The organism is Kitasatospora sp. NPDC034023 (assembly GCF_055575795.1).
Window position 1 is genome coordinate 1 of sequence record NZ_JBVIRY010000055.1, and the last position, 23,420, is coordinate 23,420.

The following is a 23,420-nucleotide window of genomic DNA, read 5'->3' on the forward strand; positions in this document are numbered from 1 at the left end:
GAGCGGATGATGCGGGACGCGAAGATCACGCAGATCTACGAGGGCACCAACCAGGTCCAGCGCATCGTCATGGCCCGCAACCTCCCGTAATCCGGCCGGGTCGCAACGAGCGACCCCGGTGCCCACGGCCCCCGACCGCCCGTCCGCGGTCGGGGGCCGTCTGCTGTCCGACGTCCTGTCGCCCCCCGTCATGTCGTCCGGCATCGAACCATCCTGGACGGATCCCCGCACCCGGTGTCATAAATGATCGTCAACTGGCAGGCAGCGAACGACAATCGCGGGAGATCACGGAACATGGGCAACACCCCCGAGCAGCACCCGGCCGGCAAGGTCTGGCTGATCACCGGCGCCAACTCCGGCTTCGGCCAGGCGATCGCCGAGGCCGCCCTGGCGGCCGGCGACACCGTCGTCGCGGCGGCCCGGCGCCCCGAGACGCTGGCGGAGCTGGCCGCCGCGCATCCGGACCGGGTGATCCCGGTCCGGCTGGACGTCACCGACCAGGAGCGGATCCCCGCCGTCGTCGCGGAGGCCGTGCAGCGGCACGGCCGGATCGACGTCCTGGTGAACAACGCCGGGCGCGGCCTGATCGGCGCCGTCGAGGAGTACACCGACCGCGACCTGCGGGACCTGATGGACCTGCACTTCTTCGGCCCGGCCGCGCTCACCCGGGCCGTGCTGCCGCACATGCGCGCCCAGGGCTCCGGCGCGGTGGTGCAGATGAGCAGCATGGGCGGCCGCTTCTCGTTCCCCGGCGTGGGCGCCTACTCGGCCACCAAGTTCGCGCTGGAGGGCCTGTCCGAGGCGCTGGCGCAGGAGGTCGCCGGGTTCGGGATCAAGGTGCTGGTCGTCGAACCGGGCGCGTTCCGGACCGGCTTCGCGGGCGGCGGCGCGCTCGCCCACACCGCCCCGATCGCCGCGTACGAGCCGGTGGTCGGCCCGGTCCGCACCGGCCTGCCGGACTCCGACGGCAAGCAGCCCGGCGACCCGGCGAAGGCCGCCGCCGCGATCCTGGCCGCCCTGGCCGCCGAGCGGACCCCGCTGCGGCTCGCGCTCGGCAGCGACGCCGTGGACGCCGTCCTCGGCAACCTGGACGGCGCGCGGCAGGAAGTCGAGGCCTGGGCGGCGGTCGGCCGCGGCACCGACTTCCCGGCCGGCGAGTGACGGCGGGGCCTCCCCGCTCCTGAGGAAAACCGCGCGACGGCGGGCAGCCCCGCTCCCTAGGCTGCCCGCCATGTCCGCCACGCCCTCCGCCTCCGCCACGCCCGCCATGTCCGCCACGCCCTCCGCCTCCGCCAAGCTCAGCCTGGCCGCCGTCACCCCCGGGAACATCGACGCTGCCCTCGCCCTGCGGGTGCGCCCCGACCAGGAGGGGCTGGTCGCGCCGGTGGTGAAGTCGCTGGCCGAGGCGTACGCGTACGGGGAGACCGCCTGGCCCCGGCTGATCATGGACGGCGAGGTGCCGGTCGGCTTCGTGATGGCCTTCTTCGACCTCCGTTTCCACCCGGAGCGGCCCGACGACCGTGCCCGCTCCGGTCTGTGGCGCCTGCTGATCGACGCCGACGCGCAGCGCGGCGGCTACGGCCGTTTCGCGGTGGAGCAGGTCTGCGCCGAGATCCGCCGCCGCGGCGGCACCCGCGCCACCGTCACGTACGTGCCCGGCCCGGACGGCCCGGCGGAGTTCTACGACCGTCTCGGCTTCCGCCCGACCGGCGAGCTGAGCGGCGACCAGACGGTGGCGGAGCTGGACCTCTAGCCTCCCCCCTCAGGCCCCCGGCCCCCCTCGGTCGAGCAGCGCCGCCGCCTGCTCCCGCGCCTGCCGCAGCCACTCGGCGCGGACAGCGGCGGGCGAGTCGGTGACCGTGCGGAACACCGTCCGCCGTACGTCGGTGACGCCGACGTACGGCAGCACGCAGGCCGCCCAGATCCGCTCCAGGGGGTCGCCGAACTCGCTGCGCTCGCGTTCCTCGGGCGTGTCCGAGGTGTTCAGCACCAGGGCCCGTCCGGCCCGCAGCAGCCCGGCCGGTTCGCCGTCGGCCGTGCCGAGCTTGTACGCGACGCCGGGGACCAGGACCCGCTGTGTCCAGCCGACCAGGACGGCGGGCGGCATGCCCCACCAGTTGGGGTGGATCAGCACGAGCGCGTCCAGGGTGGCCACTTCGGCGCGGTGCAGGGCGAGGTGGGCATCGTCGGCGTGGTCCGCCGCGTCCACCGTGCCGGTCTCCCCGGCGGTCAGCAGCGGTGCGAAGCCCTCCGCGTAGAGGTCGTGGGCCCGTACCTCGCAGCCGCGCTCCCGCAGTTCGTCGACCACGGCCTCGTACAGTGCGTGGTTGAAGCTGCCCGGCCGCGGATGCGCCAGGTAGACCCCGATCGTGCTCATCGTCCGTTCCCCTCCCGTTGGTTGGCGAACGTGATGCTACGGGCCGAGGCCCGCGGGTAGGGTGCCGGACCATGACCGAGCCGGACTTCCTCGCCACGACCAGGGCGTTCTACGACGCCATCGCCATCGAGTACACCGACCGCTTCCGGGACGCGATGGACTCCATGCCGACGGACCGGGCCGTGCTGGCGCTCTTCGCCGACCTGGTCCGCGCCGAGGGCCCGGACGCCAGGACGGCCGAACTCGGCTGCGGTCCGGGCCGGGTGACGCAGCACCTGCACGGGCTCGGCCTGGACGTGTGCGGGATCGACCTCTCGCCGCGGATGGTCGAGCTGGCGCGGGCGGCCTACCCGGAGGTGCCGTTCGCCGTCGGCTCGCTGTTCGACCTCCCCTTCGAGGACGGCGAGTTGACCGGCGCGGTGGCCTGGTACTCGATCATCCACACCCCGGCGGAGCGCCTCCCGGAGGTGTTCGCCGAGTTCGCCCGGGTGCTCGCCCCCGGGGGCCGGCTGCTGGTCGCCTTCCAGGTCGGCGACGAGCCCCTGCGGCTGGAGCAGCCCTTCGGCCACCCGGTGTCGCTGGACTTCCGTCGCCTGCGGCCCGAGCACGTCGAGGAGTTGGCCCGTGAGGCGGGTCTGCCGGTCACCTGCCGTACGGTCCGCGAGCCGGACGGCGAGGAGAAGGTCCCGCAGGCCTACCTGCTGGCCCGCAAGCCGGAGGCCGGCAGTTGACCGGGTGGTCAGGCGACCTCGGACGCCGGCTGCCCGGAGGCGGTGACGATCACCTCGTCCAGTACCTCGCGCGAACGCAGCAGGTCGGTGATCATCCGGTCGATCCGCTCGCGCTCCGCGGTGAGCTCCTCGACCAGCAGCGGGGTGGCGATCTCGCTCGGGCTGCCGTCGGCGTCCTGCATGCAGGGGAGGATCTTGTAGATGGTGCGGCTGTGCAGCCCGGCCGCGTACAGCTCCTGGATGTGCACCACCCGGTCGACGGCGGCCTCCGGGTACTCCCGGTGGCCGCCGGCGGTGCGGCGGGCCGCCAGCAGGCCCTGCTGCTCGTAGTAGCGCAGCGAACGCTCGCTCACGCCCGTCCGCCGGGCCAGTTCGCCGATCCGCATGCCGTCCGTCCCGTCATCCGTGCCTGGCCGAGCCGAGTGAAGGCCTCTTGAACCTGACATCGATGTTAGCTTCCACCGTTCCGGCATGAGGACGAACACGGAAACCGCGGGTCTCTTCCAGCCCTCCGCACTCGGCCCGCTCCGCGACGGGCTGATGTACGGCGGCGGGGCCGAGAGGTACACCGACTACCCCGCGCCGGCAGGGCAGCCCGCGGGACGGCACGCCGGATAACACGGCGGGGCGCGCCCGCGCCCGCCCGGGGGTACCGCGCGGGAGCCGACCGCTCATGCCATGATCCCTGCATGAGTTCCAACGTTTTCTTCGACATCACCATCAACGACGAGCCGGCGGGCCGCATCGTCTTCAAGCTGTTCGACGAGGTCGTCCCGAAGACGGCCCAGAACTTCCGCGAGCTGGCCACCGGCCAGAACGGCTTCGGCTACGAGGGCTCCGGCTTCCACCGCGTCATCCCGGCCTTCATGCTGCAGGGCGGTGACTTCACCAACCACAACGGCACCGGCGGCAAGAGCATCTACGGCGAGAAGTTCGCGGACGAGAACTTCAAGCTCAAGCACGACCGCCCGGGTCTGCTGTCGATGGCCAACGCCGGCCGCAACACCAACGGCTCGCAGTTCTTCATCACCACCATCGTCACCGACTGGCTGGACGGCAAGCACGTCGTCTTCGGCGAGGTCGTCGAGGGCATGGACCTGGTGAAGAAGATCGAGTCGCTCGGTTCGCAGAGCGGCCGCACCTCGGCCACGATCAAGATCGCCAAGTCCGGCGTGGTCGAGTAATCACCGCTGCCCTGGCAACGCGTACCGCCCCGGAGCGGGAAGTCGGCAGGTCCGACTTTCTTTCCGGGGCGGTGGCGTTTCCGGTCCCGGGAGCACCGCCGCCAGGTCCTAAGCCCAAGGACCGATGGCCTGGTGCCCCCGTCCCGGCTGGAATGGGCGGATGGATCACGACACGGTGCGCGAGGGCCTGACACCCGCCGAACGGACGGCCTACCTGGTGCGGATCGGCCTGCCGGACCCCGGGGAGCCGTCGGCGGGCGCGCTGGCACGGCTGCAGCAGGCCCACCTGCGGGCCGTCCCCTTCGAGAACCTGAGCATCCACCTCGGCGAGCCCGTCGTCCTGGACCCGGCGGCCCTGGTGGCCAAGGTGGTGGACCGGCGACGCGGCGGGTTCTGCTACGAACTGAACGGCGCCTTCGCCGAGTTGCTGCGCTCCCTGGGCTACCGGGTGAGCCTGCTGGCCGGCCGGGTCTTCGACGGGGAGCGCCCCGGCCCGCCGTTCGGCCACCTCGCGCTGCGGGTCGACCTGGACGAGCCCTGGCTGGCCGACGTCGGCTTCGGCCGGTTCTCCCGGCACCCACTGCGCCTGGACGAGCGCGGCCCGCAGTCCGACCCGGACGGCACGTTCACCGTCGCCCCGCACGGCGCCCACGGCGAACTGGACGTCCGGATGGACGGCGCCCCGCAGTACCGCCTCGACCCGCGTCCGTACCCGCTCGCCGACTTCGCCCCGACCTGCTGGTGGCAGAGCACCTTGCCGGACTCGCACTTCACCCGCTCGACCACCTGCTCCCTGCCCACCGAGGACGGCGGCCGGACCACGATCAGCGGCACCCGGCTCATCCGCACCGCCCCCGACGGCACCCGCAGCGAGCGGCAGCTCACCGCCGCCGAGACGCCGGCCGCCTACCGCGAGCACTTCGGCATCGCGCTGGACCGCCTGCCCGGCTGAGGCCGGGCCGGACCGGGCCGGACCGGGCCGGACCGGAGCGGGCCCGGCCGGGTCGCGGGAGGGGCAGGGTAGCCGGGGGTGCGATCGTCCGGGCCGGAACCGGGCAATCGCGCCGGCCGTCACCGCGTTCGCCTTACGCTCTCCTCGGACGCGGGTCGAACCGCGGTCGAACTCGACTTTCCGGCAAGGTGGTTCACCGATGATCGAGCAGAGCGCCGACGACGGCGAGGTGACGTACGAGCAGGTGACGGTGGTCTCCCTGGCCTCCTGCGAACCCGCCTCCCTCGAACCGGCCTCCGGCGAGCCGGTCGGCCCCGCGCGGTTCGCGGTCCGGGTCGTCCGCGAGGGCATGACCGTCAAGCGGGTGGCGGGTTACTGGGCGCGTTGGGACGAGCGCCGCGGCGCGGAGGAGATCCGCCACCACGCGCGCTGGGTCGCCGACGAGGAGTACGTCCGGCCGGACACCGGCAGCGTGGACGGCACGCTCGCCGTGACGGTCGCCGCGTACTGGACGGACGGGGCGCGGGTCCTCGGCCGCCGTCCGAGCACGGAGACCGCGGTGATCTTCCGGCCCGGCGAGACCGAGCACGAGCTGGTGCTGGAGCAGGCCGCGCCGCACCGCCCGGCCGCCCTGTCGGTGCAACTGGCGCACGCCCGCTGGCTGGGCGGCGACGGGCAGCCGATCCACTACGGCTACGCGGGTGCCACCGAGGCCGCGGGCGGCGCGGGGGAGTGGCTGGTCCGCCTCCCGGAGTGCGGCACCGGCCTGCTGCCGTACGCCGGTCAGGCCGAGGCGGGATAGCCCGGAGCGGGATGGCGCGGAGCGGGAGAGCCCGAGACGGACCGGGTCGAGGCGGACTGGGCCGGAACGGGCGAGCGGTGTACGGGTGCAGCACGGTGCCGAAGCCGCGGTGGAAGACGGTGAGGCCGGGCCCGATCTCGCAGGCGGCCGGCACCTCCATGCCGGAGAACGCGAGCGCCTCCTGGACCAGGCGGCCCAGGAGGCGGTGGCGACGGCGGTAGATCAGTGCGGTGACGAGTGGCATTCACTCATTGTGGCGCCGTCGTCACTCGAAGTCACCGCTCGCTCACTTGACGTCCGGCACCGTGGTGTCGTTCTTGAAGGCGTCGAAGACCTGCTTGGACTTGTTGGCGTCCCACAGCACCGCGGATTCGCCGGTCTTGGTCCGGTAGTCCGCGTTGCCGATCGGGACGGTGATCGTCTTGCCGCTGCCGCCGTTGACGTCCTTCATGGCGAGGAAGAGCGAGCCGAGGTCGGTCAGCCCGCAGTCGTCGTCCACGATCAGGGTGCCGAGCGCCGAGTCGACCAGCGGGTAGAAGGTGAACGGGTTGAGCAGGTTGCCCGGGGAGGCGGCCTGGTGCGCGAGGGCGCCGAGGAACTTCTGCTGGTTGCGCATCCGGCCGAGGTCCTGGTCGGCCATCTGGTGGCGCTGACGGACGAAGGCCAGGGCCTGCTTGCCGGTGAGGGTCTGGTCGCCGGCCTGGAGGTCGAGGCCGGAGTCCTTGTCCTTGACGGGTTGGTCGATCTTCATCTCGACGCCGCCGATCGAGTCGACGATGCCGACGAAGCCGGCGAAGCCGATCTCGGCGTAGTGGTCGATGTGGATGCCGGTGCTCTGCTCGACGGTCTGGACGAGCAGGCGGCCGCCGCCGGCGCCGAAGGCCGAGTTGATCTTCGCGGTGGTGCCCTTGACCGGCTTGCCGTTGCTGCCCGGGTGTTCGGGGATCGGCACCCAGGAGTCGCGCGGGATGCTCATCAGGGTGTTCCCGTTGTCCCCGACGTGCAGGATCATCATCGAGTCGCTGCGCTTGCCCTCGTCGTGCCCGGTGTGCAGGTCGTCCTGCTCGGAGTCGGTGAGGCCCTGGCGGCTGTCGGAGCCGACGATCAGCCAGTTGGTGCCCTTGCCCGCGGCCGGGCGGCCCGGGTAGTCGGCGAGCACGCTCTCGTGGTTGAGCTTGGAGTCCGCCCAGAACCAGGTGGAGACGGAGGTCACCATGACGGCGATCAGCAGGCCGAAGACCGACCACTTCACGATCCGTCGCCGCGGCCAGCGCTTGGCGGCCGGCGCACCGGCCGGCCGGGCACTGCCGGGACCACCGGGACCACCGGGACCACTCGGCCCATCCGGGCCGCCGGGCCCGCCCGGATATCCGGGACCGGCCGGGCCGCCGGGGCGGACGCCGGGCGCGCCGGCCCCCTGCTGCGGGACGCCGCCGAGCCGGGACGGCCCCTGCTGCCCCTGCCCCAGCTGCTGCGGCGTGGACGCCCCGGGCCCGCGCGGATTCAGCGAGGACGGCAGTGGCGGCTCGGCCGCCGTGCCGCCTCCGCCGCCTGCGCCGTAAGGGTTCCCGCTGCCTCCGCCGTTGCCGCCGTACGGGTTCCCGCCGCCCCCGGGGCGGCCCTCCTGCCACGTGTTCATGCCGTCGAGGATGCCCGACCCCGGTCGGGCTGACTCCCCCCGGGGGCCCAGCCAGGCCTCTTGTAGCAGTTTTGATGCACGTACCGGATCGTTCCGCCGCAACGTCCGCCAAGGCCCGGACGCCCGGCAGTACGCGCTGCTCTGCCGGCCCCGGTCGTCGAGGGCCTCGCCACGGCCCCGGAGCGGCTGCCCGTACCGGCACTGACCGGCTTCTGGCGGGCTACCGACCGGCTACCGACCGGCTACCGACCGGCTACCGACCGGCGCCGACCGGCGCTGACCGGCCGGCAACCGCGGCCGCGGCCCGTACGGGGCGTCCCCGAGACGGGCCGCGGCGACCCCTAGGGGGAGGCGCGCCGCGCCCCGTAGAACCTTGGTTGAGCCGCTTCATTCCGTCGGATGACGAGCGGTCCGCCGTCCACTCCTAACGTGGTTCCTACATCCCCACCGCCAGGAAGCGGCCCGATCCGGTCGGGTCCGGTGGCCAGGTCCACCGGGAGGGTGGAGACAACTCCCGGTCGAGGACTACCGCCTGCGCCATGTCGTGAGGCGGGTGGGCCCGTGAGGCTGGGGGCCAACGGGTGAGCGCATTTTTCCTCTAGGAGACTCCAGTGACGACGGCAGCAGCAGCCGTGTACGACCCCCAGCTTCCCGGCGGAGCCTCCGCCGTCGCCGCTTCGGCCCGTCAGGTCACCAAGGCGTACGGTTCCGGCGAGACCAAGGTCACCGCGCTCGACGCGGTCGACGTCGACATCCAGCGCGGCCGGTTCACCGCGATCATGGGCCCCTCGGGCTCCGGCAAGTCCACCCTGATGCACTGCCTGGCCGGGCTCGACACGGTGAGCACCGGCCGGATCTGGATCGGCGACACCGAGATCACCGGCCTCAAGGACAAGCAGCTGACCAGACTGCGCCGGGACAAGATCGGCTTCATCTTCCAGGCGTTCAACCTGCTGCCGACCCTGAACGCGCTGGAGAACATCACGCTGCCGATGGACATCGCGGGCCGCCGGCCCGACCAGGCCTGGCTGGACCAGGTGGTGGAGACCGTCGGCCTGGCCGGCCGGCTCAAGCACCGCCCGACCCAGCTCTCCGGCGGCCAGCAGCAGCGCGTCGCGGTGGCCCGGGCGCTGGCCGCCCGCCCCGAGATCATCTTCGGCGACGAGCCCACCGGGAACCTGGACTCCCGGGCCGGTGCCGAGGTGCTGACCTTCCTGCGCCGCTCGGTGGACGAGCTGGGCCAGACCATGGTGATGGTCACCCACGACCCGGTCGCCGCCGGCTACGCGGACCGCGTGCTCTTCCTCGCCGACGGCGTGATCGTCGACGAGATGCACGCGCCCACCGCCGACTCCGTCCTCGAACGCATGCGCCGTTTCGACGGCAAGCGCACCAGCTGAGCGACGGGACGACACGATCATGCTGCTCAAGACCTCACTGCGGAGCTTCTTCGCCCACAAGGGCCGGATGGCGCTCTCGCTCATCGCCGTCGTGCTGTCGGTGGCCTTCGTCTCCGGCACCCTGGTGTTCTCCGACACCGCCACCAGTACCTTCGACAAGCTCTTCGCCGCGACCGCCTCCGACGTCTCGGTCCAGCCGCCCAAGCCGGCCGATGACGAGGAGCAGCAGGCCGCCGCCAAGCCGTCGACCGTCCCGGTGGCGCTCGCCGACCAGGTCGCCGCGGTGCCGGGCGTGAAAAAAGCCGTCGGCCAGGTCATGGTCGGGAACGCGATCCTGGTCAACCCGGCCACCAACAAGCTGGTCGGCCCGACCAGCGGCGCGCCCACCCTGCTCGGGAACTGGACCGACACCCCGCGCAACCCGGTCACCATCACCTCCGGCCACACGCCGCAGAACTCCGGTGAGCTGGTGCTGGACGCGGACACAGCGAAGAAGGCCAAGCTCGGCCTCGGCGACCGGATCCGGGTCGAGAACTCCGGCGGCAAGCACGACTTCACCATCGCCGGCATCGCCACCTTCACCGCCACCAACCCGGGCGCGGCCCTCGGCTTCCTGGACACCCCGACCGCCCAGCAGCTGCTGCTCGGCGAGCCGGCCTACACCTCGATCGAGGCCTTCGGCGACGGCAGCCGGAGCAACGACCAGCTCAAGGCCGCGGCGCTGGCCAAGGTCGGCGGCGGCTACCAGGCCAAGACCGCGGCCGAGCAGAAGGACGAGAACGCCAAGCAGGTCGGCAGCGGCCTCGCCTTCATGAAGTACGCGATGCTCGGCTTCGCCTTCGTCTCGGCGATCGTCGGCGGCTTCCTGATCATCAACACCTTCTCGATGCTGGTCGCCCAGCGCACCCGGGAGATCGGCCTGCTGCGCGCCATCGGCGGCAGCCGCCGGCAGGTCAACCGCTCGGTGCTGGTCGAGGCGCTGATCCTGGGCGTGCTCGGCTCGACCCTCGGGGTCGCGGCCGGCCTGGGCGTCGCGGTCGGCCTGATCAAGCTGATGAACGCGATCGGCATGGACCTCAAGGCGGCCGACCTGCGGATCGGGCCGGACGTGTTCGTCGCCGGCTACGCGCTCGGCATCGTGGTCACCCTGGTCGCGGCCTGGTTCCCGGCCCGCCGGGCGAGCCGGATCTCGCCGATGGCCGCCCTGCGCGACCACGGCACCCCGGCCGAGGGCCGCGCCAACCTGGTCCGTACGGCGGTCGGCCTGCTGTTGACGGCGGGCGGCGGCACCCTGCTGGTGCTCGGCGCGCGGTCGGAGAAGGCGGCCACCGGCGGCCAGTACCTGGGCCTGGGCGTGGTGCTCACCCTGGTCGGCTTCGTGGTGCTCGGCCCGCTGCTGGCCTCGGCCATCGTCCGGGTGCTCGGTGCGGTGCTGCCGGCCGTGTTCGGCCCGTCCGGCAAGCTCGCCCAGCGCAACGCGATGCGCAACCCGCGCCGCACCGGCGCCACCGCCGCCGCGCTGATGATCGGCCTGGCGCTGGTGATCGCCTCCGCGGTGTTCAGCTCCTCGGCCGTCACCTCGGCCGGCGCGCAGATCGACAAGTCGGTGGGCGTGGACTACATCATCGCGGGCGGCGGCACCGAGGTCACCCCGGAGATGCTGGACATCGTGCGCCGCACCCCGGGCATCGACCACGTCACCATCCAGAAGGGCTTCCAGGCCGCCAAGGTCCGGCTGCCGGACGGACAGAAGGCGAAGACCGACCTGACCGCCGTGCCGCCCGGATTCCTCGGCACCGACTTCCGTCCGACCGTCAACTCCGGTGCGGCGGACTCGGTCGGCCGCGGCTCGCTGGGGATCGGCGAGACCTTCGCCAAGGACCACGGCCTGAAGGTCGGCGACCAGGTGACCGTCGACTACGGCAGGGGCCACACCCAGGTGCTGCCGGTCGGCGCGGTCTTCGCCAAGGGTGAGCTGTTCGGCGACGGCTCCTTCGTCGCCATGGACACCATGGCCGAGGTCGTCCCCGCCGCCGAGCAGCCGCCGGTGTGGACCTTCTTCGCCAAGGCCTCCTCCGGCGCCGACGTCGACAGGACGCTGACCGCGCTGGAGGACGGGCTCAAGGAGTACCCGCAGCTGACCATCAAGGACCGGGCCGGCTACAAGGAGCTGGTGCAGTCCCAGGTCGACACCCTGCTCTACCTGATCTACGGGCTGGTCGCCCTCTCGATCACGGTCGCCGTGCTCGGTGTGGTCAACACCCTGGCGCTGTCGGTGGTCGAGCGGACCCGGGAGATCGGCCTGCTGCGGGCGATCGGGCTCTCCCGCCGCCAGCTGCGCCGGATGATCCGGCTGGAGTCCGTGGTGATCGCGGTGTTCGGCGCCGTCCTCGGCACCGGGCTGGGCCTCGCCTGGGGCGTCACCGCCCAGGGGGTCCTGCGGGACCAGGGCCTCGGGGCGCTCTCCGTCCCCACCACCACGATCGCGATCACCCTGGTCTCCTCGGTGGTGATCGGCCTGGTCGCCGCGCTCGTCCCGGCCTTCCGGGCGGGACGGATGAACGTCCTCACCGCCATCGCCACGGACTGAATCGCGGCGGACTGAAGCGCGACGGACCCGTTCCGGCGCCGGGGGGCGTCGGAACGGGGACGCGGGACAGGGGCCGGGTGCGCACCGCACCCGGCCCCTGCCGCGTGCCGCGCCGAGGGCCCCACCAACTCCGCGTCCGCCCCGGTCCGGGCCCGCGCCGACGGGAGAGCGCGGTGACCTTGATCACAGTGCCGGTGCCGCGCCGCGAGGAGTGCGCGGCCGCCCGGACCGGGACAAGACGGGGACGCGTCCGCACCGGTACGGTGGCCCCGATGAACACCAAGGCTGCTGAGGAGCTGCCGGCTGTTTCCGTGATCATGCCGGTGCTCAACGAGGAACGTCACCTGCGCACGGCTGTCCGGCGCATCCTGGACCAGGAGTACCCGGGGCCGATGGAGGTGGTGATCGCCCTCGGTCCCTCCAGCGACCGTACCGACGAGATCGCCGCCGAGCTGGTGGCCGAGGACCCGCGGGTGCGGACGGTGGCGAACCCCACCGGCCGGACGCCCGCCGGGCTGAACGCCGCGATCCGGGGCTCCCGCCATCCGATAGTGGTGCGCGTGGACGGCCACGGTCTGCTCACCCCCGGCTACATCGCGACCGCGGTCCGGCTGCTGGGCGAGATGGACGCGGCGAACGTCGGCGGCATCATGCACGCCGAGGGCGAGACCGAGTGGGAGAACGCGGTCGCCGCCGCGATGACCTCCAAGCTCGGTGTCGGCAACGCCGCCTTCCACACCGGAGGCCTGGCCGGCCCGGCGGACACCGTCTACCTCGGGGTGTTCCGGCGCGAGGTGCTGGAGAAGCTCGGCGGCTACAACGAGGAGTTCATCCGCGCCCAGGACTGGGAGCTGAACTACCGGATCCGCCAGGACGGCGGCCTGGTCTGGTTCACCCCGCAGCTCAAGGTGACGTACCGGCCCCGGCCCTCGGTGCGGGCGCTGGCCAAGCAGTACAAGGACTACGGCCGCTGGCGCCGGGTGGTCACCCGCTACCACCGCGGCTCGGTCAACCTGCGCTACCTCGCCCCGCCGGCCGCGCTGCTGGCGGTCACCCTCGGGCTGGTGCTCGGCGCGGCCGTCCACCCGGCCTTCCTCGCGGTGCCCGGCGCCTACCTGCTGGGCATCGTCGGCGGCGCCGTGACCGAGGGCCGCGGCCTGTCCGTCAAGGCCAGGACACTGCTGCCGGTGGCGTTCGCGACCATGCACCTCAGCTGGGGCTTCGGCTTCCTCACCTCACCGCGCTCGCTGGCGCGCCGGGTGATCGCCAGCGTCAGCCCGTCCTCGAAGAACCTGCTCTCCAAGACCGGCTGACGCCCCGTCGCGCCGGGTCGGCCGCGCCGGCGAGCCGCTGCCGGACGAGGAGGCGGCCACCGGCGGTGCCCGAACCGGCGAAGGGCACCGCGAGGCGGCCGGAACCCTCCTGCCCCGGCAGCTACTTGGCGCAGGCGTCGACGTCGTCCGCCTGCACCCGCTGGAGGTCCTCGGGCGCCGCGGTCGGCGCCGCCCCCGGGGTGGCGGGCGCGCTCAGGGCGTCCTTGCCGAGCACCAGGAGCAGCCCGGCCTTCGGGTCCGTCTTCGCGGCCGGCTTCACGGCGTCACCCGGCAGCCCGAGGGCGGCGGCCAAGGCGTTGGCCTCGGCCTCCTGGCCCGCCGGGTAGGAGACCGTGGTGCTCGCGGCGACCGGCGCGTCGCTGCCGACCGCGGCCTTGGCGAAGCCCTTCGCCTGGAGCTTCTCGACGGTCGGCCCGGACTGCCCGCGCTTGCCGCTGCCGTTGCGGACCGTCACCTGGACGCCCTTGGTGTCCACCGCCGGGGCGGTGGCGGCGGGCGTCGTCGGGGCGGCCGAGCCGGCGCCGTCGGGCGCGGGCGGGGCGGCCGTCTCGGTCAGCGAGCGGTCGCCCGCGACCATCGCGAACACCTGGGAGGCGTCCGGCTGCTTGAAGATCACCCGGTCCTTGTCCTGGGGGTCGTCCACGACGGGCACGGTGGCGAAGGTGATGTTCTTGGTGTCCACCTTGCTGATGTCCAGCGCGAGGTCCTTCAGCTTGTCCACGCTGCCGATGCCGTCGTCCACGGTGAGCGCCTTGGTGGCGGCGTCCGCGAGCTTGTAGAGCTTGGCGGGGTTGGTCAGGGTGTCGTCGGTCTTGATCTTGCGGATCATCGAGCTGATGAACTGCTGCTGGAGCGGGATCCGGCTGAGGTCGCCGCCCTGGCCGACCGCGTGCCGGGTGCGGACGAAGGCCAGCGCCTCCTCGCCCTGGACCACGTGCCGGCCCTTGGTCATCTTGAGGTGCGAGTCCTTGTCGTTGATGTCCTTGGCCGCGCAGACCTCGACCCCGCCGACCGCGGTGGACAGGGTCTTCACCGCCTCGAAGTTGACCTGCACGAAGTGGTCGACCCGGATCCCGGTGTTCTTCTCGACGGTCTTCCAGGTGCAGCCCGCGTCCCGTCCCGCCTGGCCGAGGCTGTTGTTGAACATGTCCCGCGCCGAGCCCGGGATCTTCTTCCCCTGGGCGCTCTGGCACTCCGGGATCGGCAGCATCAGGTCGCGCGGGAGGCTGACCACCGTCGCGTTGGAGCGGTCCTTGGCGATGTGGAACAGCAGCGTGGTGTCGGCGTGCCCGGTGCTGCCCGCGTCACCGTACTCGCGGCCGAGGCCCTCCCGGCTGTCGGTGCCGATCACCAGGATGTTCAGCGCCTCCCCGGCGGCCTTGGGGCGCTCCGCCTCGTCGCCCAGCTGGACCTTGACCGAGGTCAGGTTGTTGTTGAAGTGCTGGTACAGGTAGTACGCCCCGCCGCAGCCCGCGGCCATCACCAGGGCGCCCGTCCCGGCGGTCCACTTGAGCGCGCGCCGGCGCCGGTTGCGCTTGGCGAGGGCGGCAGCCCGCCGCCGGGTGTCCCGGCGGCCCTCTCCGGCCGGTGCCTCGGGTGCCTCGGCGGCCCGGCGGCGCTGCCGGGGGACACCGGGCGCCGGGTCCACCCGGTACCGACCGGATTCCGGTTGCTCCTCGTGCACGGGGGGTTCCCTACCTTCGACCGGTCACGGCTCCGGCCCACCCGTCCTGAGCGGGCCGATCCGGACACAGTAGACGAGCCGAATGGGGGAATCGTTCCGGGTGTGATCTGCATCATGCGTGAACAAAGCGAAGGTAAATTCCGTTCTCCGCCAGACGATTTCCGGACACACCCGCGCCGACCTGCGGCGCGGCGCGGCCCGGGGGGCCCGCTCAGTGCTGCGCGCAGGCGTCCACGTCGGCGGTGCGTCCCTCGAACGTGGGCGAGGCGCCCGCCGAAGGTGACGCCGCCGCCATCGCCGCCTCGGCGGAGCCCGCGTTCGGTCCCGCGCCCGGGCTCGCGTTCGCCGCCGCGCCCGCCGACGGCGCCGACCCGGGCGGCCGGACGGCGACGGGCTGGTCGTCGCGCAGCGCCGTGAACAGCTGGGTGGTCTGCGGCTGCACGAACTCGTCCCGGTCCGAGTCGTAGCGGTACGGGCGGCGCGGCGCGGTCAGGAAGGTCACGTTCGCCGTGGGGACGCCGCGCAGGTCCTGGGTCAGGTCGTACAGCGCGCCGAGCGAGGACAGTCCGCCGTCCGCCCGGACCGAGGAGGTCGCCGCGTCCAGCACCGGCCACAGCCGGGCCGGGTTCAGCAGCACGCCCTGCGACTCCACCTTGCGGATCAGCGCGGCCAGGAACTGCTGCTGACGGCCCATCCGCTGGGTGTCGCTGCCGTCCCCCAGGCTCTCCCGGGCCCGGACGTAGCCGAGCGCCTGCTCGCCGTGCAGGGTCTGCCGGCCGGCGGGCAGGTCGAGCTTGGCGTCCTTGTCGTGGATCGGCTGCGGCACGCACACCTCGACCCCGCCGATCGCGTCCACGATCGTCTTGAAGCCGCTGAAGTCGAGGATCACGTAGTGGTCGATCCGGATCCCGCTCAGCTGCTCGACGGTACGGATCGAGCAGGCCGGGCCGCCCGTCTCGAAGGCCCAGTTGAACTGCATCAGCGCCGGCTTGCTGTGGGTGCCGTCCGGCTTCTCACAGGCGGGGACGCTGACCATGACGTCGCGTGGGACGGAGACCGCCGTCGCGTGCTTCCGGTCGGCGGCCAGGTGCAGGAGGATCGTGGTGTCCGAGCGCTGGGTGCCCGCGTCGGTGCCGTAGGAGCCGTTCGCGCCGGAGCGGTCGTCACTGCCGATCAGCAGGATGTTCTCGGCGCCCCGCGCGCCGGCGGTGCGGCTCGGCCGTTCGGCCTCCAGCTTGGCGAGCAGCCGGTCGGTGGCCGCGTCGGTCCGGATGTTGCCGTCCAGCTTGCGGTAGGCGATCCAGAGCAGCGCCCCGGTCGCGACCAGCAGGAACGCGACGACGCCGGCGGTGATCATCAGCCACCGCCGGCGCCTGCGCGGGCGTCCGGTCCCGTCCGGGGGAGCGTCCGCGGGGGGAACGTCCGTCGGAGAGGTCTCCGTAGGGGAGTCGTCGGTCGGGGGGTGCTCGGTGTCGTCCTCGGCCATGGCAGGGATACCTACCCGCCGGGCCCGGGCCGGGGGGTCACCCGAGGCGCAGTGTCACCCGTTCGGATTCGGTCCGCTTCTCCCACTGCTCGGCGTCCAGCGCCTGCGAGTTGCGGCACAGCACCACCGAGGCGCCGGCCGCCAGCGGCGCCAGCAGGCCGGCCTCCAGGCCCGCCCAGTCGTCGTACGAGAGGGTGGACAGCACACGGTCGCCGGGCTTCAGGCCGAGGCGGGCCGCTCCCTCCCGGGCCAGCGCGACGGTCTGCTCGCCCGTCAGCTTCAGCGGCAGCCCGTCCACCGCGGTCTCCAGCGCCTGCCCGTCCGGGGCGACGGGGGAGTACGGCGCGAAGCGGTCGCCCTGCCCGGGCACCTCGGCGGCGTAGTCGAGGAAGCCGTCCGGGCGCTGCGGGAAACGGCCGCCGAGCGGGCGCAGGGCGAGCGCCACCCGCTCGCCCTCGCAGGCCTGGGCGGCCGCCAGCCCGTCCGGGCCGCTGACCACCAGGTCCGCGGCGGCCGGGTCGCCGCCCGGCACCGCCGCCACTCCGACCGACCAGCAGGCGAGCAGCCAGACGGCGCTCTGCCAGTGGGCGGGCAGCAGCAGCGCCGCCCGGTCGCCCGGGCCGGCGTTCAGCTCGTCCTGCAGGAGGTTGGCGGTCTTGGCCACCCAGTTGTCGAACGTCCGGGCGGACAACTCCACCCGTTCGCCGGTGGCGTCGTCGTAGAAGGTGACCAGCGGGGCCGCGGGATCGACCGAAGGGGGGCCGCCGCGCAGGAATGCGTGCAGCAGCTCGACGGGGGTGTGGGCATCGGCAGCGAAAGGCGCAGTCATGGTGCGCCCCAGCCTACGGCCTTCGAGTGGGAGGCCGGGAGGGGTGGCCGAACGGCCGCGGGGCGGCGTGGCGAGCGGTCCGGTTTGCGGCGACGATCCGAATTATGCGCCTTTCACTACCAGCCGTTCTGCTCGCCGGCTGCACCGCTGCCCTGCTCGTCCAACCCGCCGCCTCCGCCGCCGACCCGTCCGGCCCCCAGCGCCGCGACTTCGCCGACGGCGGCTCGACCACCTCGTTCCCGCTGCCCGCCGGCCACGGCCTCGCCCCGCGCGGCACCCGGCCGTTCGAACTCCTCGGTGTCAGCTGGGACGGCCCGCCGGACGCACTTGCCGGCGCCGACATCCGGATCCGCACCCGGGACGCGGACACCGGCCACTGGGGCGACTGGCGGCGGCTCGAAGCCGAGCCCGAGGACGGCCCCGACCACTCGCCGCACGGCGCCACCGCACCCCTGTGGACCGGTCGCAGCGACGGCGTCGCGGTCGACGTCCGGACCGGCCCGGCAGGAGCGCCGCCCGGACTGCGGCTCGAACTCGTCGACCCCGGCCGGGGCGCCGCCGCACCGGCCGCACGGACCCTGCCCGCCGAGCCCCACGAGCCCGCCGACGGGCACCAGGCCCCACGCCCGGCCATCGTCACCCGGGCCGGCTGGGGCGCCGACGAGTCGCTGCGCGACCAGAGCTTCGAGTACACCGGCCCGGTCCGCGAGGTCTTCGTCCACCACACCGCCACCGCCACCGACTACGCCTGCGGCGACGCCCCCCGAGTGATCCGGGCGATCTACCAGTACCACGTCAAAACCAGCGGCTGGCGCGACATCGGCTACAACTTCCTGGTCGACCGCTGCGGCACCGTCTACGAGGGCCGCGCCGGCGGCGTCGACCAACCCGTCCACGGCGCCCACACCCTCGGCTTCAACACCGACTCCTCCGGCATCGCCGCGATCGGCACCTACGGCGGCGACCAGCCGCCCCAGCCCCTCCTCGACGGCCTCGCCGCCATCACCGCCTGGAAACTCGGCCTCACCGGCCAACCCGCCGACGGCCACAGCAAGCTCACCTCGGCCTCCGACGCCAGCCGCTACCCCAAAGGCACCGTCGTCGACTTCGACACCGTCTCCGGCCACCGCGACGCCTTCAACACCGAATGCCCCGGCAACGCCCTCTACGCCCAACTCCCGGCCCTGCGCGCGGCAGCGACCCGCCTCCAGACCCAGAGCCCCTGACCCGCCGACGCCGCCTCCCGCGCCCGGCTCCTTCCCCCCTTCCCCTGGCCCCGCGCCCCGACAGGGCGCGGGGAACCGCGCGCGGCAGGCGCGTCGGGGCCACCCGATCGCGAACGCTCAGTTGCCGCCCCCCACCTCACTCCACCGCCGTACCAACCCCCGCAGCTCCTCCGTCAGCCCCGCCCCCAGATCCGGCCGGAGGTCGTACCGCGCGGGGGTGTTCTGCAGCAGCGCGATCCGCCACCCCGCCCCGGCGTTCACCGCGATCACCGTCTGCACCGCGTTGAGCCCCGGGTCCAGCTCCTGCGCGCCGTCCGGCACCATCCCGGCGACGGCCTCCAGCTGCGCCACCCCGGCCCCGAGGGCCCGCACCCGCCGTACGGTGGCCACGTACCGGGGCGTCGCGTGGTCGGCGAAGATCCGGCCCAGCTCGGCGGCGATCACCGACCGTCCCCGGTGTCCGCTCCCGTCGAAGCCGATCGCTTCCCCGTCCACCGCGAACGGCCCGGCGAAGGCCGCGCCGTCCCGCTGGTTCCATCCCTCCAGCATCCGGCGGTACAGCGCCCGCACCGCGATCTCGTCCTCGGAGGGCAGTTCCGGCAGCCGCGTATCGTTCATATCCCCATGGTCGGTGACGGCAGCGAAGGAGGCGACGGCAGTGGCGGACGGTACGGCCGGCGGCTCGGTGCGGCGCTGGCGGCCGGGTTTCCCGCTGGACGCGGCCCGGACGCTGCTGCCGCTGCGCCGCGGCCCCGCCGACCCGTCGTACCGGACCGCCGGGGACGGCGCCGTCTGGCGCGCCTCCCGTACCCCGGCGGGTGTCGGTACCTTGCGCGTGCTGTCGCACCCCGCCGCGGGCGAGGTCGAGGCGACCGCCTGGGGTCCTGCCGCGGACTGGCTGCTCGACCGGCTTCCCGTGCTGCTGGGCGCGGAGGACGAGCCGGAGGCGCTGGTGCTGCCGCCCGGTCCGCTGCGGGACGCGCAGCGCCGTACCGCCGGGGTCCGGCTGAGCCGGACCGGTCTGGTGCTGGAGTCCCTCGTCCCGGCGATCCTGGAGCAGAAGGTCACCACCGACGAGGCCTACCGCGCCTGGCGGACCCTGTTGCGGGACTTCGGCACCCCGGCGCCGGGCCCGGCCGAGGGCATGCGGGTGGCGCCGTCGGCCCGGGAGTGGGCGCTGATACCGAGCTGGGAGTGGCACCGGGCGGGCGTGGACCCGAAGCGGTCCGCGACCGTGATGCGGGCGGTCCGGCTGGCGCCGCGCCTGGAGGAGGCGTCGGCGATGGGCCACGGGGAGGCGTTCGCCCGTCTCACCGCCGTGCCGGGCATCGGTGTCTGGACGGCGGCCGAGACCCTGCAGCGCAGCAACGGCGACCCGGACGCGGTCTCGGTCGGCGATTTCCACCTGCCCAACCTGGTCGGCTGGGCCCTGGCCGGCCGACCCCGCAGCGACGACGCCCAGATGCTCGCCCTCCTGGAGCCCTTCCGCCCGCACCGCCACCGGCTCTGCCGCCTCCTGCTGGCCGTCGGCGCCCGCGCCCCCCGCTACGGCCCCCGCCTCACCCCCAACGACCACCGCCACCGCTGAGGAGAGGCCGCCCCGGTGTACACCCGCGTGGGTCGGTGGGCAACCGCCGCGGGATCTCCCGGGGCCGCTGATCCCTACCGCACCTCGATGAAGGTGTCGGCGCTGCGTTCCGGGCGTTCGCGGGGCGGCTCGGCGGGGCGGCCGACGGCGATGGCGCCCATCGGGTCCCAGTCGGCGGGCAGGTCCAGGGCGGCGCGGACGGTGTCGCGGCAGAACATGGTGGAGGAGACCCAGGCGGAGCCGTAGCCCTCGCCGGTGAGGGCGACCAGCAGGTTCTGTACGGCGGCGCCGACGGCGACGGTGAACATCTCCCGTTCGGCGCCGACGCGCCGGGTGTCGGGGTAGTCGTGCGAGCCGTCCATGAGCAGGCAGGGCACCACCAGGTACGGCGCGTCGCGCAGGACGTCGCCGCGGGCGGTGCGACGGGCGATCTTGGCCTCGTCCCAGCCGTCGAGTTCGCGCAGGTCGCGCTGCCAGGCGGCGAGCATCGCGTCGAGCAGCCGGGTGCGGGTGTCGGGTGACTCCAGCAGCACGAACCGCCAGGGCGTGGTGTGGTGCGGGGCGGGCGCGGTGACGGCGGCCGCGACCGCGCGGCGGACGGCGGCCGGGTCGACCGGTTCGGCGGTGAAGGAGCGGACGGTGCGCCGCAGGGTGACGGCCTGCCGCAGTGCCTCGGAGGTGCCGAGCCGGAACATGTCGTCCGTGGCGGGCCGCACCAGTGGCCGGGTGCCCGTGCCGTCCTCGGCGGTGACCAGGTGGCCGAGCCCGCGGACGACCGCGACCGGGACGCCGGTGGCCTTGCCCTTCACCAGGTCGGCGGCGGCGGCGAGTTCGTCGGCGGTCGCGGTGACGGTCATTTCCAGCGCGTTGCCGTGGCTGTCGGTGCGCCCCCGGTGGTCGTCCAGGGCGGACAGTCCGGCGGCGCCGATCGCGACGTCGGTGAGCCCGTTGCGCCAGGGCCGCCCGAAGGTGTCGGTGACGACGACGGCGAGCCGGCGGCCGGTGAGGTGCTGCAGCCGGGCCCGCAGCGCGCGGGCCGAGGCGTCCGGGTCCTCGGGCAGCAGCAGCACGGTGCCGGGGGCGGTGTTGGAGGCGTCGACGCCGGCGGCGGCCATGACGAAGCCGTTGCGGTTCTCGACGATCCGGACCGGTCCGCGCCGGGCGATGACCCGGACGGTCTCGGCGTCGATCGCGGCCTCGCGGTCGGCGGCGTGCTGCAGCCGGCCCTCGGCCTTGCTGACGATCTTGGAGGTGACCAGCAGGATGTCGCCGTCCAGATACGTCCCGGCCTTGGCGATCAGCTCGGCGAGGTCGGCCCCGGCATCGACCTCCGGGATCCCCTCGATGCCCAGGATCTGCAGCGGCGCGGTCACGAGCGGACCTGATCCGCCAGTGCGAGCGCGGCCCAGGCCATCTGGGCGGTGGTCTCGATGTCGGTCATCAGCAGGGGGACGGCCCGGCAGGCGATTCCGCCGGCCTCGACCGCGGCCACCGACGCCTCGTCGGCGGTGTCGACCAGCCAGCCGTCGAGGAGGTCGGAGCCGTAGTTCAGCGCGACCGCCTCCGCCGTCGCCTCGACGCCGACGGCGGCGAGCACCTTGTCGGCCATGCCGCGCACCGGCGCCCCGCCGATGATCGGGGAGAGCCCGACGACCGGCGCCGGGGCGGCGACGACGGCCTCCCGGATGCCGGGGACGGCGAGGATGCTGCCGATCGAGACGACCGGGTTGGACGGCGGGAAGAGGATGATGTCGGCCGCGGCGATCGCCTCCAGCACGCCGGGCGCGGGCTTGGCGGTGTCGGCGCCGACCGGGATGATCGCCTCGGCGTCCACGGCGGCGTGCAGCTTGACCCAGTACTCCTGGAAGTGGATCGCCCGGGTGCCCTGCTCGTCGGTGATCCGCACGTGCGTCTCGACCCGGTCGTCGCTCATCGGCAGCAGCCGCACGCCGGGCTTCCATCGCACGCACAGCGCCTCGGTCACCTGGGTGAGGCTGTATCCGGCGGTGAGCATCTGGCTGCGGACGAGGTGGGTGGCGAAGTCCCGGTCGCCGAGCCCGAACCACTCGGGGCCGACGCCGTACTCCTTCATCTCGTTCTTGATCGACCAGGTCTCGTCGGTCCGGCCCCAGCCCTGTTCCTCGTGGATGCCGCCGCCGAGGGTGTACATCACGGTGTCGAGGTCGGGACAGACCTTGAGGCCGTAGAGGTGGATGTCGTCGCCGGTGTTGCCGATGACGGTGATCTCGTCCTGCGGTCCGACCGCCGCGAGGAGCCCGCGCAGGAAGCGCGCTCCGCCGATTCCGCCTGCCAGTGCCACGATGCGCATGGGGTCATCCTGCCACGATCGGACCGTCCGTCAGCCCGGCGTCAGTGCGCCTCGGCCTGCGCCTGCTGCTGGTCCGCGTGCGGCTGCGCGTGCTGCTCGGGGAGGGCGGTGGCGCCGTACTGGTTCATCTCGGTGAGGCCGGGGGTGTAGAGGTGGATGGAGACGGCGGGTTCGAGCGCGCCGTTGACCACCTCGTGCAGGTAGCCGGAGGAGAAGACGCGCTGCCCGCCGGGCTTCAGGGTGCGGGCGCCCTCGCCCGCGTGCGTGAGGGAGCGCTCGATGAGCTCGCCCCGGACGACGGTCATCACGCCGGAGGACTCGCCGTGGTCGTGGAAGCCGCTGCTCTGGCCGGGCAGCCAGCTGAGCAGCCAGATCTCGTAGCCGGGGCCGGTGGCCAGGCGGGCGTACCAGCGGGTCAGTGCGTCGTAGCGGACGAGCGGTTCCCAGCGGGCGCGGTCGGCGGCGATCTCGCGGACCAGCCGGGCGTAGCCGGCGACGGTGGTGGGGTGGGCGGGCAGGTCGGTGCGGGCCAGGTGCGGGAACGCGAGCGGGTCGCCGGCGATGGAGACGTCGCTGAGCCCGTCCGTCCAGCGCTGCCCGTCCGTCCGGCGCTGCCGGTCAGGGTGGCGGGGGGAGTGGCTGGGGGTGAGGCCAAGGCGGGCGAGCTTGTTGCGGTCGCGGTTCCGCCGGCGGATGCGGATGATGCGCACGGGAGTCGTCCTCGGAGGAGTCGGCTGGTTCGTCGGGATCAGCCGGATCCGGGATGTCCTGGGGCGGGAATCGCGGGCGGCCTCTGTGCTTCCTGGGGGCGGCGCGCGGTGGGACGCGGGCGCCTAGATACAGCAGGAACAGAGGCGACAACAAGAGTTCACGGCACGGCGGAGCGTGGAACCGCTCCGGGGGCTGGCGAACTCTGACATAGGGGAAAGGACACCGCATCCGCAGGGTCGGTGTCAAACGGAAGGATGAGGCATTCGAGTGGATTCGGTCCGGATCTTGCCCTGATGGGGTGATTCATCACTCTCTATGTTTCGATGGGAAGATCGCCGGGAAGGCAGGCCGATGACCGGCCTGTGGTGGTGACCAAGGGTCACCTGGCGAATGGTTGCGGACGGTTCGGCACTGTTCAGGGCCTTACGGCAGAAGGTCCGTTGTGTCCGGATATGTACACTATTCGTAACGGCTTGGTGCCGGGGAGTGAATCCTGGCCCCAATACCAGAGCTCGGCTTGACTGGGCCAGAGTGACGCAACTGTAATTTCACTCGTGT

General features: G+C 73.2%; 23 protein-coding genes. 13 read left to right on the forward strand and 10 right to left on the reverse strand.

What is annotated here, in order from left to right:
• From ACZ52R_RS39995 to ACZ52R_RS40005, 3 genes are all read left to right on the forward strand, one after another.
• On the forward strand, nt 1-90 hold a 90-nt coding region (locus ACZ52R_RS39995; RefSeq protein WP_144385854.1), incomplete at its 5' end, for an acyl-CoA dehydrogenase family protein.
• A gap of 204 nt (nt 91-294) precedes the next feature.
• On the forward strand, nt 295-1,161 hold the full coding sequence (locus tag ACZ52R_RS40000; protein WP_465755259.1) for an oxidoreductase: 867 nt from the start codon (nt 295-297) through the stop codon (nt 1,159-1,161).
• 70 nt (nt 1,162-1,231) lie between these two features.
• Entirely contained in the window at nt 1,232-1,753 is a 522-nt protein-coding gene (locus ACZ52R_RS40005; protein WP_465755260.1) for a GNAT family N-acetyltransferase, read from the forward strand.
• A 9-nt stretch (nt 1,754-1,762) separates the two neighbouring features.
• Here ACZ52R_RS40005 and ACZ52R_RS40010 read toward each other — a convergent pair whose 3' ends face one another.
• Nucleotides 1,763-2,377 (reverse strand): NAD(P)H-dependent oxidoreductase, encoded by a 615-nt coding sequence (locus ACZ52R_RS40010; RefSeq protein ID WP_465665271.1) that lies wholly within the window; start codon nt 2,375-2,377, stop codon nt 1,763-1,765.
• Nucleotides 2,378-2,448: 71 nt separating this feature from the next.
• Here ACZ52R_RS40010 and ACZ52R_RS40015 point away from each other — a divergent pair, with 71 nt between their 5' ends.
• Entirely contained in the window at nt 2,449-3,108 is a 660-nt protein-coding gene (locus tag ACZ52R_RS40015) for a class I SAM-dependent DNA methyltransferase (protein WP_360507911.1), read from the forward strand.
• Nucleotides 3,109-3,116: 8 nt separating this feature from the next.
• Here the strand turns inward: ACZ52R_RS40015 and ACZ52R_RS40020 are convergent, their stop codons facing one another.
• Nucleotides 3,117-3,494: a MerR family transcriptional regulator gene (locus tag ACZ52R_RS40020; protein WP_360507914.1), complete on the reverse strand. Its 378-nt coding sequence runs from the start codon at nt 3,492-3,494 to the stop codon at nt 3,117-3,119.
• A gap of 85 nt (nt 3,495-3,579) precedes the next feature.
• Here ACZ52R_RS40020 and ACZ52R_RS40025 point away from each other — a divergent pair, with 85 nt between their 5' ends.
• From ACZ52R_RS40025 to ACZ52R_RS40040, 4 genes are all read left to right on the forward strand, one after another.
• Complete coding sequence (locus ACZ52R_RS40025) at nt 3,580-3,726, forward strand: hypothetical protein (protein WP_465755261.1); 147 nt, start codon at nt 3,580-3,582, stop codon at nt 3,724-3,726.
• 71 nt (nt 3,727-3,797) lie between these two features.
• Nucleotides 3,798-4,292 (forward strand): peptidylprolyl isomerase, encoded by a 495-nt coding sequence (locus ACZ52R_RS40030; protein ID WP_465625951.1) that lies wholly within the window; start codon nt 3,798-3,800, stop codon nt 4,290-4,292.
• Nucleotides 4,293-4,452: 160 nt separating this feature from the next.
• Nucleotides 4,453-5,244, forward strand: a complete 792-nt coding sequence (locus ACZ52R_RS40035) for an arylamine N-acetyltransferase family protein (protein WP_465755262.1) — start codon at nt 4,453-4,455, stop codon at nt 5,242-5,244.
• Nucleotides 5,245-5,443: 199 nt separating this feature from the next.
• Nucleotides 5,444-6,046 (forward strand): hypothetical protein, encoded by a 603-nt coding sequence (locus ACZ52R_RS40040; protein WP_465755263.1) that lies wholly within the window; start codon nt 5,444-5,446, stop codon nt 6,044-6,046.
• A 286-nt stretch (nt 6,047-6,332) separates the two neighbouring features.
• Here the strand turns inward: ACZ52R_RS40040 and ACZ52R_RS40045 are convergent, their stop codons facing one another.
• Complete coding sequence (locus ACZ52R_RS40045) at nt 6,333-7,685, reverse strand: LCP family protein (RefSeq protein WP_465625945.1); 1,353 nt, start codon at nt 7,683-7,685, stop codon at nt 6,333-6,335.
• A 611-nt stretch (nt 7,686-8,296) separates the two neighbouring features.
• Between ACZ52R_RS40045 and ACZ52R_RS40050 the strand changes: the two genes are divergently transcribed.
• The 3 genes from ACZ52R_RS40050 (at nt 8,297) to ACZ52R_RS40060 (ending at nt 12,988) form a co-directional block, all read left to right on the forward strand.
• Complete coding sequence (locus tag ACZ52R_RS40050) at nt 8,297-9,085, forward strand: ABC transporter ATP-binding protein (RefSeq protein ID WP_465625943.1); 789 nt, start codon at nt 8,297-8,299, stop codon at nt 9,083-9,085.
• Between the two features lie 16 nt (nt 9,086-9,101).
• The gene (locus tag ACZ52R_RS40055; RefSeq protein WP_465755267.1) at nt 9,102-11,675 is read left to right on the forward strand and encodes an ABC transporter permease; all 2,574 of its coding nucleotides are present in this window, start codon (nt 9,102-9,104) and stop codon (nt 11,673-11,675) included.
• Nucleotides 11,676-11,947: 272 nt separating this feature from the next.
• On the forward strand, nt 11,948-12,988 hold the full coding sequence (locus ACZ52R_RS40060; RefSeq protein WP_360507930.1) for a glycosyltransferase family 2 protein: 1,041 nt from the start codon (nt 11,948-11,950) through the stop codon (nt 12,986-12,988).
• Between the two features lie 121 nt (nt 12,989-13,109).
• Here the strand turns inward: ACZ52R_RS40060 and ACZ52R_RS40065 are convergent, their stop codons facing one another.
• From ACZ52R_RS40065 to ACZ52R_RS40075, 3 genes are all read right to left on the reverse strand, one after another.
• On the reverse strand, nt 13,110-14,693 hold the full coding sequence (locus ACZ52R_RS40065) for an LCP family protein (protein WP_465665265.1): 1,584 nt from the start codon (nt 14,691-14,693) through the stop codon (nt 13,110-13,112).
• Between the two features lie 211 nt (nt 14,694-14,904).
• Entirely contained in the window at nt 14,905-16,050 is a 1,146-nt protein-coding gene (locus tag ACZ52R_RS40070) for an LCP family protein (RefSeq protein WP_465625939.1), read from the reverse strand.
• Between the two features lie 166 nt (nt 16,051-16,216).
• The gene (locus tag ACZ52R_RS40075) at nt 16,217-17,008 is read right to left on the reverse strand and encodes a TIGR03089 family protein (RefSeq protein ID WP_360507939.1); all 792 of its coding nucleotides are present in this window, start codon (nt 17,006-17,008) and stop codon (nt 16,217-16,219) included.
• A gap of 104 nt (nt 17,009-17,112) precedes the next feature.
• Here ACZ52R_RS40075 and ACZ52R_RS40080 point away from each other — a divergent pair, with 104 nt between their 5' ends.
• Nucleotides 17,113-18,234 carry a peptidoglycan recognition protein family protein gene (locus ACZ52R_RS40080; RefSeq protein ID WP_465665261.1) on the forward strand — a complete coding sequence of 374 codons (1,122 nt, stop codon included), beginning with the start codon at nt 17,113-17,115 and terminating at the stop codon, nt 18,232-18,234.
• 117 nt (nt 18,235-18,351) lie between these two features.
• Here ACZ52R_RS40080 and ACZ52R_RS40085 read toward each other — a convergent pair whose 3' ends face one another.
• The gene (locus tag ACZ52R_RS40085) at nt 18,352-18,852 is read right to left on the reverse strand and encodes an SgcJ/EcaC family oxidoreductase (protein WP_465625935.1); all 501 of its coding nucleotides are present in this window, start codon (nt 18,850-18,852) and stop codon (nt 18,352-18,354) included.
• 40 nt (nt 18,853-18,892) lie between these two features.
• On the opposite strand from ACZ52R_RS40085, the gene ACZ52R_RS40090 reads away from it, so the two are divergent.
• A complete protein-coding gene (locus ACZ52R_RS40090; protein ID WP_465665259.1) occupies nt 18,893-19,822 on the forward strand; it encodes a DNA-3-methyladenine glycosylase family protein in 930 nt (309 codons plus the stop codon).
• Nucleotides 19,823-19,896: 74 nt separating this feature from the next.
• On the opposite strand, the gene ACZ52R_RS40095 is transcribed toward ACZ52R_RS40090, so the two are convergent.
• The 3 genes from ACZ52R_RS40095 to ACZ52R_RS40105 are packed head-to-tail and all read right to left on the reverse strand — an operon-like array spanning nt 19,897 to nt 22,714.
• A complete protein-coding gene (locus ACZ52R_RS40095; protein WP_465755264.1) occupies nt 19,897-21,195 on the reverse strand; it encodes a coenzyme F420-0:L-glutamate ligase in 1,299 nt (432 codons plus the stop codon).
• A complete protein-coding gene (gene cofD / locus ACZ52R_RS40100; RefSeq protein ID WP_360507951.1) occupies nt 21,192-22,151 on the reverse strand; it encodes a 2-phospho-L-lactate transferase in 960 nt (319 codons plus the stop codon). Before cofD ends, ACZ52R_RS40095 begins: the two co-directional genes overlap by 4 nt.
• Before the next feature lie 41 nt (nt 22,152-22,192).
• The gene (locus ACZ52R_RS40105; protein WP_465665273.1) at nt 22,193-22,714 is read right to left on the reverse strand and encodes a cysteine dioxygenase; all 522 of its coding nucleotides are present in this window, start codon (nt 22,712-22,714) and stop codon (nt 22,193-22,195) included.
• Nucleotides 22,715-23,420 lie beyond the last annotated feature (706 nt).

Coding starts and splice junctions, on each gene's coding strand:
- ACZ52R_RS40000 (WP_465755259.1), top strand. CDS start 295: ATGGGCAACACCCCCGAGCAGCACCCGGCCGGCAAGGTCTGGCTGATC.
- ACZ52R_RS40005 (WP_465755260.1), top strand. CDS start 1,232: ATGTCCGCCACGCCCTCCGCCTCCGCCACGCCCGCCATGTCCGCCACG.
- ACZ52R_RS40010 (WP_465665271.1), bottom strand. CDS start 2,377: ATGAGCACGATCGGGGTCTACCTGGCGCATCCGCGGCCGGGCAGCTTC.
- ACZ52R_RS40015 (WP_360507911.1), top strand. CDS start 2,449: ATGACCGAGCCGGACTTCCTCGCCACGACCAGGGCGTTCTACGACGCC.
- ACZ52R_RS40020 (WP_360507914.1), bottom strand. CDS start 3,494: ATGCGGATCGGCGAACTGGCCCGGCGGACGGGCGTGAGCGAGCGTTCG.
- ACZ52R_RS40025 (WP_465755261.1), top strand. CDS start 3,580: ATGAGGACGAACACGGAAACCGCGGGTCTCTTCCAGCCCTCCGCACTC.
- ACZ52R_RS40030 (WP_465625951.1), top strand. CDS start 3,798: ATGAGTTCCAACGTTTTCTTCGACATCACCATCAACGACGAGCCGGCG.
- ACZ52R_RS40035 (WP_465755262.1), top strand. CDS start 4,453: ATGGATCACGACACGGTGCGCGAGGGCCTGACACCCGCCGAACGGACG.
- ACZ52R_RS40040 (WP_465755263.1), top strand. CDS start 5,444: ATGATCGAGCAGAGCGCCGACGACGGCGAGGTGACGTACGAGCAGGTG.
- ACZ52R_RS40045 (WP_465625945.1), bottom strand. CDS start 7,685: ATGAACACGTGGCAGGAGGGCCGCCCCGGGGGCGGCGGGAACCCGTAC.
- ACZ52R_RS40060 (WP_360507930.1), top strand. CDS start 11,948: ATGAACACCAAGGCTGCTGAGGAGCTGCCGGCTGTTTCCGTGATCATG.
- ACZ52R_RS40070 (WP_465625939.1), bottom strand. CDS start 16,050: ATGATCACCGCCGGCGTCGTCGCGTTCCTGCTGGTCGCGACCGGGGCG.
- ACZ52R_RS40075 (WP_360507939.1), bottom strand. CDS start 17,008: ATGACTGCGCCTTTCGCTGCCGATGCCCACACCCCCGTCGAGCTGCTG.
- ACZ52R_RS40080 (WP_465665261.1), top strand. CDS start 17,113: ATGCGCCTTTCACTACCAGCCGTTCTGCTCGCCGGCTGCACCGCTGCC.
- ACZ52R_RS40085 (WP_465625935.1), bottom strand. CDS start 18,852: ATGAACGATACGCGGCTGCCGGAACTGCCCTCCGAGGACGAGATCGCG.
- cofD (WP_360507951.1), bottom strand. CDS start 22,151: ATGCGCATCGTGGCACTGGCAGGCGGAATCGGCGGAGCGCGCTTCCTG.